Here is a 14354-nt window from a genome sequence, read left to right on the forward strand (position 1 = left end):
AGAGAATCACCCCGAGGCCGTGCGCACCCGCCGCCGGCACCGGGGTGGTGCGCCGCTACCGGCGCCGCACCGAGATCCCCGCTCGCGCCACGACACCGTTCACCGCGACCGCGATCTCCACCTGTCCAGACCGGACAGCCGTGAGCACGTCGGTCTCCGGGTCGAACCACGCCACGTGCCACGGCCGCAGCCCCTGCGCCCCGCCGACGTGCAGCGAGCGGGAGCCGGTCCAGGTGGCGGCCATCGGGTAGTCGAGCCGGACGGTCCGGTCGCCCTGCGCGATGGTGGGCTCGATCCGCACCTGGCCGCGCACGGTCGCGGGTGCGTTGAGCGCCAACGAGTCCACGTGCGGCCGGATCTCCGCCCGCACGCCGTGCTCGCCGACGCCCACCAGCGTCCAGCCGGTGAACCCGCCGACCTCGGCCGGTGCCTTGCCGGAGTTGCCGTTGACCACGTAGTGGACGCCGTCCACTTCGGACGCGAAGAACCCGCCGACGTGGCCGCCGATGAACGTGGCCCTGCCGTTCTCCGCCAGCAGCCGTTCGAAGTACCGCGCCTCCAGCGGGTCGGCCAGCTGGCTGGTGCGCGCGGGCGTCGGGTCGCGCGGCGGGTGGTGCATCAGCACGACCGTGTGACCGGGCGCGGTGCCGAGTGCGCGGCCGAGCATCTCGACCTGGTCGGTTCCGCCGCCCCTGAGCGTGCCGGTGGACGAGTCGAGCAGCACGAACCGGGTGCCCCGGTGGTCGAACGTGCGGTGGGTCGCCCCGAACTCGCGCCGGAACCCGTCGATCGTGCCCGGTCCCATGACCTCGTGGTTGCCCGGCACGTAGTACCAGGGGAGGTCGCCGAGCTCCTCGGTCAGCACCCTGCGGGCGAACGCGAGGTCGGCGGGGGAGGCCTCGTCGACCAGGTCGCCGTTGACGACGACGAACTCGGCACCGGAGGCCCTGATCTCCCGCAGGGTCCTGCGCGCCGCCCGCACCAGGGCGCTGTCCGGAGCCCTCGCCACGAACTGCGCGTCGGACATGACCGCGAACCGCCAGCCCGTGGCGGGGCCGATGACCTCCTCGCGCGGTTCGGCGACCGGTGGGAGCGCGACCGCGGGCGGCACCCGAGCGGTGATGTCGTCCACGACCAGCTCGCCCCGGTACGAGCGGTCCGCTCTCGTCTCGATCGCGTAGAAGCGGGTGACCGCGATCGGGAACTCCAGCTCGCCCGGCACCGGGACGGAGAGCCGCTGCCAGCCGGTCCAGGTGATGTGCGGGCCGTAGAGGGAGCGGGACTGGCCGCTCGCGTCGGTGACCGTGAACGCCGTCCACTCGCCCCGTGCGCTGCCGTGCACCCACGCGGAGAGCTCCAGCGGTTGTCCGTTGACCCGCAACGGTTTCGGCGGCACCGCGTAGGCCGTGCGGGTGCCGGTCGACCTCGTGAAGTCGTAGCTCAGCCGGAGGCCGGTGCCGGTGTGGCCGGCGGGCTCGGGTGCGGCGGAACCGGTGGCGCGCGCCGACCCGAAGCTCCACTGCGGAGCGTCGTCGAACGGGGCGAGCAGCTCGTCGGCCGCGCCGACGGTGACGGCCGTCAGCGCCTCCCTGCCCTGCGCCCGTGCCCTGATCGTGGTCGCGCCGGGCTTCTTCGCGACGACCTGGAGGTCGGGCGTGACGTCGACGACCGAGCGGTCGTAGTCCAGGTCGAGGTCGGCGCGTTCGATCGGCGCGCTGTAGCCGGCGGCGTCGAACCCGTTGATGCGCAGCGGTTTCCGCCCGTCCGGCGCGAGACTGATCCGCTGTTCCGCCGGGGCGAGCCGCGCGAGCTCGCCGAGCACGGTGAGGCCGACCGTCTTGTGTGTCGAACCTTTGTGGACGGTGAACGAAGCCTTGCCGGGGCGCTGCGCCGCGTGGAAGGTGTCGCCGACCGCCCACCCGCCGGTGGCGCGCGTGAGGTGCGGGCTCGTGGCCGGTCCGAACGTCTCGTCGTGGCCGCGGACGGTGATCCTGCGGGTGAGGCCGGGGAACACCCGCTGGTCGGCCGGCTGGACGTGGAACCCGGTGAGCCGCCCCGAGCCCGGCGGCGCGTAGAGCGCGAGCCCGTTGGCCACCGGGCGTTCCGCGCCGTCCGACGGGGTGTTGACCACCTTGAGCGCGGTGCTGCCCGGTTCCCGCGCGAGCATGGTCGACGACCCGCCGCCGTCGAGGTTGAGCGCGTTGTGGGCGCCCAGCTCGATCATCGTGTCGGCCAGGTCGCGCAGGTCCAGGCCCGGCAGGTGCGCACCCTGCCGCCCGTCGACGGTGAGCAGCACCATCTTCCTGCCGTCCCGCGAGAAGCCGACCGCCGTGCGCGGGTGGAGCGCGTCCACCGGAGCGACGTTCCTGCCGTCCTTCACCAGCAGCTGCCGCCCGCCGATGGCCGTGACGGGCTCGCTGCCGTCGCTGGTCCGGCTCGCGTAGGTGACCTCGACCCGGTCACCCGGCTTGAGCTGCCGGAGCACGCCCGCACCCCGGTCGCGGCCGACGAGCACGTACCCGCTGATGGGCCGGTCACCCGGCGCACCGACCTCCTCGACGACGTCGCCGGAAACCCTGACCTCGGCCGTGTCCGCGGCACCCTGCACGGCCCGCGCCCTGGAGTAGCCGCCCCACAACGGGGTGAACACGCCGATGCCGTCGAAGTCGATCTGCGCGCTGTTGAGCTGCGTGATCCGGTGGACGCCGTTCAACGTGCCCTCGAAGAACGTCTCCATGACGCTCCCGACCCCGGCCGCGTCGATGCCGACAGCGCGCCCGTGCCCGGACTTGACGAGCCGCCCGTCCCGGACGCCGACGCCTTCGGGCGCGTTGGAGTTGCCGATGTCGAAGAAGTCCCCGTTGACCGCCGCGACCGCCCTCGGCGTCTGCAGCGAGAGCGGCCGGGCCGCGCTCACCGAGCCGGCGTCGACGTACCCCACCCCGGTGCCGCCGGTGAGGTCGACCGTCATGGCGTCACCGCGGGTCCACCCGCCGGGGCGGTACCAGTCGAAGGAGCTGAGCGTGACGCCGGGGGCGACCGGTGTGGTGGTTCGTTCCGTCTCGATGTGACCGCCGATGCCGGCATGGGCCGGGGCGGGCGCCAGGACGGCGGTGGGCGTCAGGAGGGCGGGCGTCAGGAGGGCCGCGGCGACCATCACCGGCAGTGCGCGTCTCGTCACAGTTCGCGACCATAGACCGGTGCGGTGAAGATCCGCCTGACGGACCGCGCCCGGTCACCCGGCCCGGCGCACTTCTTCGTCCGGTGCACGGTCTTCCGGAACTGTCCGCAGCTCGTTCGCCTCGGCCAGGTACAGGTGCCCGAGGTCGATGAGCAACGTGCCGAGCTCCTCGAAGTGCGCCGCCCGTTCCGGGTCCGGTGCCGTTCCACAGGTCAGCAGCATGTGGCGGGCGAGCAGCTCGCCGAACTCCGGGTGCGTTGCCACCACCTCGCGGGAGAGGCGGGACAGCGACGTGCGCAGCAGGTCCTCGGTCAGAACGTCGACGGCCACGGCAAGATCCCCTCGCTCTTGCGGTACTTCACAGAATCATTCTGGATCGTGGAACAATTCCAAGGCGGGGTCTTACGGGTTGTTTCGAGGTCGAGTGGTATCGAAAACATAACTGCGGTGATGTTCAGGCGCCGGCGTTCAAGCATGCCTCCTGAGTAGGCTTGATCCGCTCGCCTCGACCACTTCGCCTGGGGGGACAGTGCACCGCATCAAGGCCAGTCCTGCCCTGGCACGGCTGGAATGGGTCCTCGACGGCCTGGACGGGAAGTCCGGCTGGGGAGCTGACGCGTCCGACGTGCTCGCGCCGGAGTTCACCGCCGTCGTCACAACCGAGAGGTACGTCGAGGTGACCCGCGGTCGAGCTGCCCGTTACGCGCCGGTCGTCGTGGTCGGTCTCGACGTCGGCGAGACCACCGCCCAGGCGCGGATCCGCCGCCACGACGGCACCGTCGATGTCGTTTCCTGCGTCGTCGAGACCGCCCGGCCGCATCGAATTGCCGGCACGTGGGTCACCGAACTCGTGCCGACGGATCTGACACCGAGGTTGCCGGCCGATTTCACGGACTACGACTTGCCTTCCGCCGCCACGAAAACGCGGCTTGTCGTGTTCTCCGGGGTGCCCGGCAGCGGGAAAAGCACCTTGGCCGACGCGGCAGGCGCCGAGCTGGGATCCCGGTCTTCGCCACCGACTGGCTGCTCGGCGCGCTGACCCCGTTCGGCGGTCGCCACTTCGAGGCTCCGCTGGCCATCGCTGAGGAAGTGCTGACCACGCTCGCCCTGCGGCAGCTCGTCGCCGGGCAGTCCGTGATCCTCGACCACCCCACCGAAGAGGTGGCGACCAGGAACCGCTGGCGCAGCCTGGCACGCCGAGCCGGTGCGGAGCTCCGCGCGGTCGTGTGCCGCTGCTCCGACCCGGAAATCCACCGCGGCAGGCTCGAAGGGCGCAGCCGCGGGATCCCCGGTTGGCATGACGCCGGCGACTGGTCCAACGTGCGGCAGCGGCTGGCCGGCTTTCCCCCTTGGCACGGGGAGGCGCTCTCTGTGGACACCGTTCAACCACGCGAGCTGACCCTTGCCGCAGTCCTGCGGCACATCACCACCTGACGGCGCACCGCCGAGGTGCCACGGCAGGTCGTTACCATCCGAACCATGACCATGCCCGCAGCGATCGAAGCCGTCCGGGACGCGTTCACCGGCCTCACCGCGGGGGAGTTCGACCTGCCGCCGCGGCAGGCGTTCGGGGAGAGCCGGTCGCTGGTCATGGCGGTGCACCACCGGCCGAGCGCGTCGACCGCGGTGAAGGTCGTCAGCATCGAGGTCGAGCGGGACCCGGTGATCACCGGGACCGTGGTGTTCAGCCACCCCGGCGGGCAGTTCGCGACGGATGCGGTGCCGTTGACGACGTTGCGGACCGGTGCGGTGGTGGGGGTGGCGACGGATCTGCTCGCCGACGAGGACGCCGGGCAGATGGCGTTGCTCGGGGCCGGGGCGCAGGCCGCGGACCAGGTGCGGGCGGTGCACGCGGTGCGGCCGCTCAAGAAGCTCGTGGTGTTCAACCGGCACCTCGGGCGGGCCGAGGCGTTGCTGGAGGGGCTCAGGGACGAGTTGCCGGACACCGTGCTGGACGTGGCGGCCGTGGCCGACGAGGCGGTGGCGCAGGCGGACGTCGTGTGCTGTGCGACGGCGGCGACCGTGCCGTTGTTCCGGATGGAGGCGTTGAAGGAACGGGTGCACGTCAACGCGATCGGGTCCTACCGGCCGGTGATGCGGGAGCTGCCGCAGGAGTTGCTGGCGAGCGCCGAGGTCGTGGTGGTGGACCAGGTCGAGGCGGCGTTGAGCGAGGCCGGGGAGATCATCCGGGCGGTGCGGTCCGGGGTGCTCAAGCTGGAGGCGCTGGTGGAGCTGGGGGCGGCGCTGGGAAACCCGCCGCTGCGGCAGGGGCGGACCGTGTTCAAGTCGGTCGGGATCGCGGTGCAGGACTGGGCGGTCGCCAAGCTGTTGACGTGAACGCACAGCCTGAAGACAAGACCTGACAACGAGAACTGGGCGCGCACCCTCTCCGCCGCGAGGGGTGCACGCCCAGTTCGCACCTCCGCGCGGGCCGTGAACGGTCCGCGCGGAGACTTCTCAGGTCAGACCTGCCACTTCTGGCTGGCCACGCCCAGGCACTGCCAGATGTGCGTTCTCGTGCCGTCGCCCGAGGCGCCACCGACGGTGTCGAGGCACTTGTTGGCCTGCGGGTTCACGATGTCCTGCGCCCCGCTGACGGCCCACTTCTGGGCTGCCGAGCCGTTGCAGTCCCAGAGCTGGACCACTGTGCCGTTCGCGGTGCCGCCGCCGTTGACGTCGAGGCACTTGCCCAGTGCGCGGATGGTGCCGTCACCGGGGCGGCTCCACTTCTGGGCGGCGTTGCCGTTGCAGCCGACGATCTGGATGGGCGTGCCGTTGGCCGTGTTGGCCCAGGGCACGTCGAGGCACTTGCCGCCGATGCCGCGGATCTCCGAGCCACCGGCGGGCGGGGTGGAGTCGCTGGAGGAGGCGCGGACCCAGTCGATCACGAGCTGCTGCGGGAACGTCGTGCTGGCGTCGGGGTAGCCGGGCCACTCACCACCGACCGCGAGGTTGATGATGATGAAGAACGGCTTGTTGAACACCCACGGGTTGCCGTTGACGTCGGTCGGGGTGTTGCGGGCGTAGACGTTGCCGTCCACCGACCACGTGATCTCGCCGGGCTTCCAGTCGACCGCGAAGTTGTGGAAGCCGTCGGAGAAGTTCGGGCCGTTGTAGGCGTGCGACTTGCCGCCGGCACCGGAGTAGCCGGGGCCGTGGATGGTGCCGTACACGGTGTTCGTCTGGTGGCCCAGGAACTCCATGATGTCGATCTCACCGGAGCCCGGCCACGGGTTGCCGGTGTTGATGTCGGCGCCCAGCATCCAGAACGCGGGCCAGATGCCCTTGCCGCGCGGCATCTTCATGCGCGCTTCGAAGCGGCCGTAGGTCTGCGTGAACTTGTTCGCGGTGTTGATGCGCGCGGACGTGTACTGGCAGCGGCCGTACCAGCAGTTGTAGTTGCCGGGGTTCTCCTTCTTGGCGGTGATGACCAGGTTGCCCTGGCCGTCGTGCGCCGCGTTGGAGGTACCGGCCTGGTACCACTGGTGTTCCCTGTTGTTGCCGTTGTTGTTGCCCACTTCCATGTTCCACTTGCCACCGTCGACACCGGTGCCGGCGGGAGCGTTGAACTCGTCGGCCCAGGTCACCGCCGCGTTGGCAGGGGGAGCTTGGCTGGTGGTGGCGACGGTGATCCCTGCGGCCACCATCAAGGCGGCGGCAAGGGCCGTCCCGATGCGTCGCTGCATCGAACCGACCTTTCCGGGTGTTTAGTTGTGCGCCCAGTGGTTCGGAAGTGTTGTCGCGCCGTGACTCTCGGTCAACTTGTAAACGTTTTCAGGTTGTCGTCACGTGGGAGCGCTCTCAAGAACTCCAGGCCGTGACCAGCAGGTTTGGAGCCAGTTGACACGAACGGACTCGCTTGCGCGATGAGGCTAAGGGCATTAGCCTCCGGGCTGTGAACGTTCGAGCCAGGCTGAGCACCGCCGCTGTCGTGGACGCCGCGGTGGCGGTGCTGGACGAGCACGGGGTCGAGGGCTTGACGCTCGCCGCCGTCGCCGCGCGCACCGGGGTGGCCACGCCCTCGCTCTACAAGCACGTCGGCAGCCTCGCGGAGCTGAAGGCGCACGTCGCCGTGCGCGCGCTCGACGACATGACCGAGCGCTTCACAAAGGCGGTCCTCGGCAGGGCGGGCGACGACGCGGTCACCGTGCTGATGCACGAGTACCGCGCCTACGTCCGCGAGCACCCGAGGCGGTACGCGGCCATGTCGGTCGACCCGCTGCACGACCCGTCGTTGCGGGAGGCGGGTGTGCGGCTGATGGAGGTCATGCTCGCGACGCTGCGCGGGTACGGCCTCGAAGGTTCCGACGCCGTCCACGCCACGCGCCGGCTGCGGGTCCTCGTGCACGGGTTCGCCGACCTCGAGGCCCGCGGCGGGTTCGGCCTGCCGGAGGAGCTCGACGACACCTACGACCAGCTCGTCCGGATGTACCTCGACAGCCTCGGGGGGACCACGTGAAGATCGCGCACGGCGTGCTGCTGCCGACTGGCTGCGCGTGGCTCGCCCGGGAGCTCAGCCGGACGCGGGAACCAGCCGGAACACCCGCGGTGCCCGCCCGGAGCGCGTGACGTAGCCGTCGAACGCGGGCCACACCGCGAGCATCTTGCCCCACGCCTCGTCCCGTTCGGCGCCTTCGAGCAGCCGGGCGCGGACGGGGCGGATGGTGCCGCGGACGTTCGTCTGCGCGTCCGGGTTCTTGAGCAGGTTCGCGGTCCACGCCGGGTGGTCCGGCCGGCCCCAGTTCGTGCCGGCGACCAGCACGCTGTCGCCGTCGGGCACGTACTGCACCGGCGTCTCGCGGCGCTGACCGCTCCTCGCGCCCGTCGAGATCAGCGTCAGGCCCTTCTGGCCGCTGAACGACGTCGTCATCACCCGGCCGCCGCTGACCCGGTACAGCGCGCGGTCGAACGCCATGACGACCGGGCGCAGGTTCGCGAGCCACCTCTGCTCGCCGAGCCACCGGGCGAGTGCCATCACAGCACCCCTGAGGACCGTGCCGCGTGCACGGCGGCCGTGCGGTTGTGGACGCCGAGCTTGCGCATCGCGCCCTTCAGATACGCCTTCACGGTCTCGGCGCTCAGGCCGAGCTCGCTCGCGATCTCCCGGTTCGCCGCGCCCACGGCCGCCAGCCGCAGCACGTCGAGCTCCCTCGGGGTCAGCGTCGTGGGAACGGAGCCGGTCACGGGTTCGCCGCCGAGGTCGTGGTGGACCTTGCGGAGCCGGTCGCGCAGCGCCGGGTCGTCGACGAGGCGGGCGACCTCGGCCAGTTCGCGGAGTGCCGCTTGGGTGTGCAGAGAAGGCATGTCCAGGTCCTGTGCGAAGCCCTGCGCGATCGCGCCGGCCAGCCTGATCGCCCGGTCGCCGACGGTGGCGTTGCCGCGCACGGCGCCGTAGAGCACGCCCTGCACAGTGCCGCGCACCGCGACCGGATAGGCGAACACCGAGGTCAGGCGCTCCTCACCGACGACCATCGGGTCGAACTCGTGGGTGATCGCGCGGGTGGAGGCGTAGTCGTTGACGCGCACGGGCGTGCCCATCGCGACGGCCGTGCCGCCCAGCCCGCGGCCGGAACCGACCCGCAGGCCGTGCAACGACGTGCCGCGGGTGCCGTGGAAGTGCGAGAGCAGCAGCTGGTTCGCCGCCGTGACAGCGCCGCCGAACACCACGGGCAACCCGGTGGCGCGGCGGAGCATGTCCAGGCGTTGCGGCAGCAACGCGGGGAAGCGGTCCGGCAGCACGTCCAGCAGTCTTGCTGACGGGAGCACCCTCGAAAAGGGGTGCACCCCCGTCCGGGGGTATCGGCGTGCCCTCGGGCCACCGCACCCTCGTCAGCCAGCGAAAGGAGGCCAACCGATGGCCAGTCACGACACCTACCGCGCGGCCCGCGACCTGATGCTCACCGACCCGGGGTCGTTCCGCTGGCCGAGCTTCCCGGACGCCTTCAACTGGGCGCACGACTGGTTCGACGTCATCGCCGAGGGCAACGCCGCCACCGCGCTGCACATCGTCGAGGAGGACGGCCGCGAGCGCGCGCACTCGTTCGACGAGCTGCGCCGCCGGTCCAACCGGGTCGCGCACTGGCTCGCGCGGCACGGCGTCGGCAAGGGCGACAGCGTCATGATCATGCTCGGCAACCAGGCCGAGCTGTGGGAGTCGATGCTCGCGGTGATGAAGCTCGGCGCGGTGATCATGCCGACCACCACCGCACTCGGGCCCGCCGACCTCGCCGACCGGCTGCGGCGCGGTGCCGTCCGGCACGTCCTCGCCCGTGCCGAGGACGCGGACAAGTTCGAGGGCGTGGCCGGGGAGGACACCGGCACGGTGCTGATGGCCGTCGGCGGCGGCGCGCGGGCCGGCTGGCTCGACTACGCGCAGGCCGGCGACGAGCCGGACACCCCGCTGCCGCACCCGCAGACCCGCGCCGACGACCGCTTGCTGCTGTACTTCACCTCCGGCACCACCAGCCGCCCGAAGCTGGTCGAGCACACCCAGGTCTCCTACCCGGTCGGGCACGTCACGACCATGCGCTGGATCGGCATCCGGCCCGGCGACGTGCACCTCAACATCAGCTCGCCCGGCTGGGCCAAGCACGCGTGGAGCTGCTTCTTCGCGCCGTGGATCGCCGAGGCGACGATCTTCGTCTACAACTACGCCCGCTTCGACGCCGCGGCGTTGCTGGAGCAGCTCCGCTCGAAGGGCGTCACCACGTTCTGCGCGCCGCCGACGGTGTGGCGGATGCTGATCAAGGCCGACCTCAGCGGCGGACCCGGTGCGCTGCGGGAGGTCGTGGCCGCGGGCGAACCGCTCAACCCCGAGGTGGTCGAGCAGGTCCGGCAGCACTGGGGCCTCACCCTGCGGGACGGGTTCGGCCAGACCGAGACCACGCTGTCGGTCGGCAACCTGCCCGGTGAGGTCGTGAAGCCCGGCTCGATGGGACGGCCGCTGCCCGGTGTGCCGGTGGTGCTGGTCGACCCGATCACCGGTGAGCGCGGCGACGAGGGCGAGATCTGCATCGACCTGGGGGAGCGGCCGATGTCGCTGATGGCCGGCTACCACGGCGACGAGGAGCGCAACGCCGAGGCGATGGCCGGCGGTCACTACCACACCGGCGACATCGCCTCCCGCGACGAGGACGGCTACCTGTTCTACATCGGACGGTCCGACGACGTGTTCAAGGCCTCGGACTACAAGATCTCGCCGTTCGAGCTGGAGAGCGTGCTGATCGAGCACCCGGCCGTCACCGAGGCCGCCGTCGTGCCCGCGCCCGACCCGCTGCGGCTCGCCGTGCCCAAGGCGTACGTGGCGCTGAGCCCCGGCTGGGAGCCGACCAGGGAGACCGCGCTGCAGATCCTGCGGCACGCCCGCGAGAACCTGGCGCCCTACCAGCGGATCCGGCGGCTGGAGTTCGCCGTGCTGCCCAAGACGGTGTCCGGCAAGATCCGCCGCGTCGACCTGCGCGGCCGCGAGGAGCAGGGCGTCGAGCAGGCGGCGGAGTGGCGCGACGAGCAGTTCCCCGAACTGCGCGGGTGACCGTCGCTCGACCTGGTGCCGACCGGCGATCACTGGGAGCGTGGACGACCTCGCCCACGACGACAGGAGCACACCCATGGTGCGCAAGATCGCCGGTCGGCCCGCTGTGATCACCGGTGCCGCCTCCGGCATCGGCCGCAGCCTCGCGCAGCGGCTGTCCCGGCACGGCTCCCCGGTGGTCATCGCCGACGTGAACGAGGAGGAGCTCGCGAAGACGGCGGCCACGCTGTCCGGGCCGGTGCTGAGCCGGGTGCTCGACGTGCGCGACGCGGAGGACTTCCGGCGCTTCGCCCGGGAGACGCGGGAGTGGCTCGACCTGCCGCTGGCCGCCGTGTTCAACAACGCGGGCGTGGCGACGGCGACGAGCGTGCTGAACGCCGTGCCCGAGGACGACACCTGGCTCTTCGACATCGACTACTGGGGTGTCGTGAACGGCACGCGGGCGTTCCTGCCGATGCTGGTGGAGCAGAACTACGGCGTCGTCGTGAACACCTCCAGCGTCTACGGGCTGGTGGGCATGCCGAACAACAGCGCCTACTGCGCGGCGAAGTTCGCGGTGCGCGGCTTCACCGACTCGCTGCGGCAGGAGCTGCGCGGCACCGGCGTCAGCGCGGTGACCGTGCACCCCGGCGGGATCAAGACCAACATCATCCGCAACGGCCGCATCCGCCGCGACCCCGAGGACCGCGGCCGGGACCTGGAGCAGATCGCGGCCGACTTCGACGCCATCGCGCTCACCACGCCCGACCGCGCAGCCGAGGTCATCCACCGCGGGGTGGAGAAGGGCAAGGCGCGCATCCTCGTCGGACCGGACGCGCACGTGTTCGACGCGCTGGCCCGCATCGCGCCCACGCACTACTTCAGCGCGATGGCGTGGTTGTTCGACCGGCGGCGGTGACGCTGCCGCCGGAGGACTGGGGGAAGATCTCGCGCATGCGTTCCTCGACCGCGGTCCGGCGGACCGAGCAGTGGTTCGTCCGGCAGGGCGCGCCGACCATGATCGAGGGCTACGCCTTCCTCACGCACGTGCTGCCGCGGATGCTGCCGGTGCTCGCGTTCATCGCGGCCGGCAGCCTCGCGTGGCTGGTGCCGCTGCGGGCGGCCGGACCGGGCCGGTGGGTGCTGCTCGGCGTCGTCGTCGCGGTGACGGTGGGCGCCTGGGCGGTGATCTCGGTGTTCGTGCGGCGGCTGCCGACGTTCTCGCGGCGCACGACCTTCCTGCTGCTCGGGGCGTACGCGGCGATGCCGGTCGCGGTTCCGCTGCTGCAGCTGGTGATCGACGACACGATCACCGCGCCGGGCGAGGAGCTGTTCGGGCTCGTCGGGTTCGTCGTCTTCTTCGGGGTGGCGTTCGTCGCGGCGATGGTGTTCACGACCTACGGCGTGGCCGGGCTGGTGCGGGCGGCGGTCCGGCACGTCCTGCACGACCTGCGCAACAGCGTCCACCTGCTCGGCCGCGCGTTGCCGCCGATGCTGTTCGTGACGCTGTTCCTGTTCTTCACCGGTGAGCTGTGGCAGGCGATGAACCAGCTGTCGTGGCAGCGGGTGAGCCTCGTCGTGCTGCTGTTCGCGGCCATCACCGTGCTCGCCGCGGCGGCCCGGCTGCGCGAGGAGATCGGGCGGGTGGAGCAGGACCTGCGCCCCGAGGTGCTGGCGCGGGCGTGCGAGGGCACCCCGCTGGCCGGTGTCGAGGTCGCGGAACCGTTGCAGCCCAAGCGGCTCACCGGCAGGCAGCTGCGCAACCTGCTCGTCATGCTCGCCACCAGGCAGCTCGTGCAGGCCGCGGTGATCGGGCTGGCGCTGTTCGCGTTCTTCGTGCTGCTCGGGCTGATCGTGGTCACGCCGGCGGTGGCCGAGCAGTGGATCGGGTCGCCGCCGGTCATGTCCCCGGTCCTGGGCCTGCCGTCGGCGATGCTGCGCAACGCCACGCTGTTCGCGGCGTTCGGCAGCATGTACCTGTCGGTGACGTCGATGAGCGACAACGAGCACCGGCGGCAGTTCTTCGCCTCGGTCGTGGAACGGGTCGAGCGCACGCTGGCGGTGCGCGCGGTGTACCTGGACCTCAGAAAGCAGGTTCGGGGCTGAGCGCGGTGTCGCGGCTGGGCGGCACGCCGAACCGGCGCCGGTACTCGCGGCTGAACTGCGACGGGCTGTCGTAGCCCACCCGGTGGCCGGCCCGCGTGACGTCCGTGCCGGTGGCGAGCAGCACCCTGGCCTCCTGCAGGCGGATCTGCTTCTGGAACTGGATCGGGCTCAGCGCGGTGACGGCCTGGAAGTTGCGGTAGAACGCCGACTCGCTCATGCCCGCGACCCGTGCGACGTCCTCGACCTTGAACGACTCCGCGTAGTGCGCGCGGATCCAGCTCACCGCCCTGGAGATGTGCGCGAGGCTGGAGTCGCCGCTGCCCAGCTGCCGCACGGCGGCGCCCTGGTCGCTGTTCACCACCCGCCAGAGGATCTCCTGCTTGACCAGCGGGGCGAGCACCCGCGCGTCCCGCGGCCGCGCGACGAGCCGGGCCAGCCGGGTGACGGCGTCGAGCAGCTCGGGGGTGGCGTCGCTGACGGCCAGGCCCTGCGGGGTGCCGGTGGTCCGCGGCAGGTCGTGGCGCAGCAGCAGCTCGGCCACCGCCTCCGGCCGCAGGACGATGCCGAGGCCGAGCGCGGGGTGCGCCGGGCTCGCGCCGACCCAGTCACCGGTGATCGGCAGGTCGACCGAGGCGACGAGGTACTGGCCCGCCCGGTAGTCGTGGACCCGGTCGCCGAGCGCGATGCGTTTGCGGCCCTGCGCCACGAACGCGAGGATCGTGCCGGTCGTCGACGGGCCCTCGTGGCTGCGGACGACCTTGGCCATGAGCACGTCCTCCACCGGTGTGCTCAGGTCCGGCCGGGCGTGCCGGAGGATCAGGTCACGCAGCTCGTCCACCGCGGTGATGGTCCTCGCCGCCGGAGGATCAGGCAAGCCCGTCCACGAACGTCAGCGCCTCCGACAGCGGTTTGCGGTGCAGGTCCGGCACCTCGCAGTCGTCGGCGGGGTACCCGACCGGGAACAGGATGTAGGGCCGTTCGGACTCGCGGCCCAGCAGGTCGGTCAGGAACGTCATGGGGTTGGGCGTGTGCGTCAGCGTCGCCAGGCCCATCGAGTGCAGCGCGGCGATGAAGAACCCGCACGCGATGCCGACGCTTTCGTTGGTGTAGTAGGTCTTCCGGCCGTTCTGCTGCTTCTGCGCGAACACCACCACGAGCCAGGGCGCGACCTCCAGGAACTCCTTGTGCTCGTCGGTCTCCAGCCGCGCCAGCGCCGCGTGCCACTCGGGGACGCCGCGCTCGCGGTAGAAGTGGCGCTCCTCCCGTTCGGCGGCCTCCCGCACCCGGCGCTTCACCTCCGCGTCGGCCGTCGCGACGAACCGCCACGGCTGCTGGTGCGCGCCGCTCGGGGCGGTGTTCGCGGCCCGCACCGCCACCTCGATCGCCTCGGCGGGAACGGGGTCCGGCGAGAACCAGCGCACCGAACGGCGCCGGTCGAGCAGCCGGTGGAACTCCCGGCCGCGGTCGAGGCCCTCCGCGATCGGCAGGCGCGGTGGCGTGTACGGCAGGAACGGGTGGCGGTGCTCTCGGGTCACGCCCTGGACGATGCCGATCCGC

The 14354-nt window shown here is 71.6% G+C and carries 14 protein-coding genes; 7 read left to right on the forward strand and 7 right to left on the reverse strand.

The window, feature by feature from the left end:
• Positions 1 to 55 precede the first annotated feature (55 nt).
• Together ACVDFE_RS19555 and ACVDFE_RS19560 are read right to left on the reverse strand one after the other, a co-directional pair.
• Positions 56 to 3181, reverse strand: a complete 3126-nt coding sequence (locus tag ACVDFE_RS19555; RefSeq protein WP_458431330.1) for a phosphodiester glycosidase family protein — start codon at positions 3179 to 3181, stop codon at positions 56 to 58.
• Between the two features lie 54 nt (positions 3182 to 3235).
• Entirely contained in the window at positions 3236 to 3511 is a 276-nt protein-coding gene (locus tag ACVDFE_RS19560) for a hypothetical protein (RefSeq protein ID WP_360396350.1), read from the reverse strand.
• A gap of 199 nt (positions 3512 to 3710) precedes the next feature.
• Between ACVDFE_RS19560 and ACVDFE_RS19565 the strand changes: the two genes are divergently transcribed.
• The 3 genes from ACVDFE_RS19565 to ACVDFE_RS19575 are packed head-to-tail and all read left to right on the forward strand — an operon-like array spanning position 3711 to position 5518.
• Positions 3711 to 4220: a hypothetical protein gene (locus tag ACVDFE_RS19565; RefSeq protein ID WP_458431331.1), complete on the forward strand. Its 510-nt coding sequence runs from the start codon at positions 3711 to 3713 to the stop codon at positions 4218 to 4220.
• Between the two features lie 50 nt (positions 4221 to 4270).
• Entirely contained in the window at positions 4271 to 4615 is a 345-nt protein-coding gene (locus ACVDFE_RS19570) for an AAA family ATPase (protein ID WP_458431332.1), read from the forward strand.
• A 45-nt stretch (positions 4616 to 4660) separates the two neighbouring features.
• On the forward strand, positions 4661 to 5518 hold the full coding sequence (locus tag ACVDFE_RS19575) for an ornithine cyclodeaminase family protein (RefSeq protein WP_458431333.1): 858 nt from the start codon (positions 4661 to 4663) through the stop codon (positions 5516 to 5518).
• A gap of 125 nt (positions 5519 to 5643) precedes the next feature.
• On the opposite strand, the gene ACVDFE_RS19580 is transcribed toward ACVDFE_RS19575, so the two are convergent.
• Positions 5644 to 6867, reverse strand: coding sequence for a family 16 glycosylhydrolase (locus tag ACVDFE_RS19580; RefSeq protein WP_458431334.1), 1224 nt, complete (start codon positions 6865 to 6867; stop codon positions 5644 to 5646).
• 209 nt (positions 6868 to 7076) lie between these two features.
• Here ACVDFE_RS19580 and ACVDFE_RS19585 point away from each other — a divergent pair, with 209 nt between their 5' ends.
• Positions 7077 to 7640 carry a TetR/AcrR family transcriptional regulator gene (locus ACVDFE_RS19585; protein ID WP_360396356.1) on the forward strand — a complete coding sequence of 188 codons (564 nt, stop codon included), beginning with the start codon at positions 7077 to 7079 and terminating at the stop codon, positions 7638 to 7640.
• Between the two features lie 54 nt (positions 7641 to 7694).
• On the opposite strand, the gene ACVDFE_RS19590 is transcribed toward ACVDFE_RS19585, so the two are convergent.
• The gene (locus tag ACVDFE_RS19590; protein WP_458431335.1) at positions 7695 to 8156 is read right to left on the reverse strand and encodes a nitroreductase family deazaflavin-dependent oxidoreductase; all 462 of its coding nucleotides are present in this window, start codon (positions 8154 to 8156) and stop codon (positions 7695 to 7697) included.
• Positions 8156 to 8920, reverse strand: coding sequence for a LuxR C-terminal-related transcriptional regulator (locus ACVDFE_RS19595; protein ID WP_360396358.1), 765 nt, complete (start codon positions 8918 to 8920; stop codon positions 8156 to 8158). Before ACVDFE_RS19595 ends, ACVDFE_RS19590 begins: the two co-directional genes overlap by 1 nt.
• Positions 8921 to 9035: 115 nt before the next feature.
• On the opposite strand from ACVDFE_RS19595, the gene ACVDFE_RS19600 reads away from it, so the two are divergent.
• The 3 genes from ACVDFE_RS19600 to ACVDFE_RS19610 all read left to right on the forward strand — a co-directional run bounded on the left by ACVDFE_RS19600 (position 9036) and on the right by ACVDFE_RS19610 (position 12797).
• The gene (locus ACVDFE_RS19600; protein WP_458431336.1) at positions 9036 to 10712 is read left to right on the forward strand and encodes an AMP-binding protein; all 1677 of its coding nucleotides are present in this window, start codon (positions 9036 to 9038) and stop codon (positions 10710 to 10712) included.
• A 76-nt stretch (positions 10713 to 10788) separates the two neighbouring features.
• Complete coding sequence (locus ACVDFE_RS19605; protein ID WP_458431337.1) at positions 10789 to 11610, forward strand: SDR family NAD(P)-dependent oxidoreductase; 822 nt, start codon at positions 10789 to 10791, stop codon at positions 11608 to 11610.
• Entirely contained in the window at positions 11586 to 12797 is a 1212-nt protein-coding gene (locus tag ACVDFE_RS19610) for a hypothetical protein (RefSeq protein ID WP_360396364.1), read from the forward strand. Before ACVDFE_RS19605 ends, ACVDFE_RS19610 begins: the two co-directional genes overlap by 25 nt.
• Here ACVDFE_RS19610 and ACVDFE_RS19615 read toward each other — a convergent pair.
• Positions 12775 to 13635, reverse strand: a complete 861-nt coding sequence (locus tag ACVDFE_RS19615; protein ID WP_458431338.1) for an AraC family transcriptional regulator — start codon at positions 13633 to 13635, stop codon at positions 12775 to 12777. The two genes, ACVDFE_RS19610 and ACVDFE_RS19615, sit on opposite strands and share 23 nt — an antisense overlap.
• A gap of 28 nt (positions 13636 to 13663) precedes the next feature.
• Positions 13664 to 14332 carry a nitroreductase family protein gene (locus ACVDFE_RS19620; protein WP_458431339.1) on the reverse strand — a complete coding sequence of 223 codons (669 nt, stop codon included), beginning with the start codon at positions 14330 to 14332 and terminating at the stop codon, positions 13664 to 13666.
• Positions 14333 to 14354: the final 22 nt, after the last annotated feature.

It is taken from the genome of Lentzea chajnantorensis (assembly GCF_054300775.1).

What these genes read in the sequence shown, in the direction of transcription:
- ACVDFE_RS19590 (WP_458431335.1), bottom strand. Translation starts at nt 8,156, where the DNA reads ATGGCACTCGCCCGGTGGCTCGGCGAGCAGAGGTGGCTCGCGAACCTG.
- ACVDFE_RS19605 (WP_458431337.1), top strand. Translation starts at nt 10,789, where the DNA reads ATGGTGCGCAAGATCGCCGGTCGGCCCGCTGTGATCACCGGTGCCGCC.
- ACVDFE_RS19575 (WP_458431333.1), top strand. Translation starts at nt 4,661, where the DNA reads ATGACCATGCCCGCAGCGATCGAAGCCGTCCGGGACGCGTTCACCGGC.
- ACVDFE_RS19580 (WP_458431334.1), bottom strand. Translation starts at nt 6,867, where the DNA reads ATGCAGCGACGCATCGGGACGGCCCTTGCCGCCGCCTTGATGGTGGCC.
- ACVDFE_RS19600 (WP_458431336.1), top strand. Translation starts at nt 9,036, where the DNA reads ATGGCCAGTCACGACACCTACCGCGCGGCCCGCGACCTGATGCTCACC.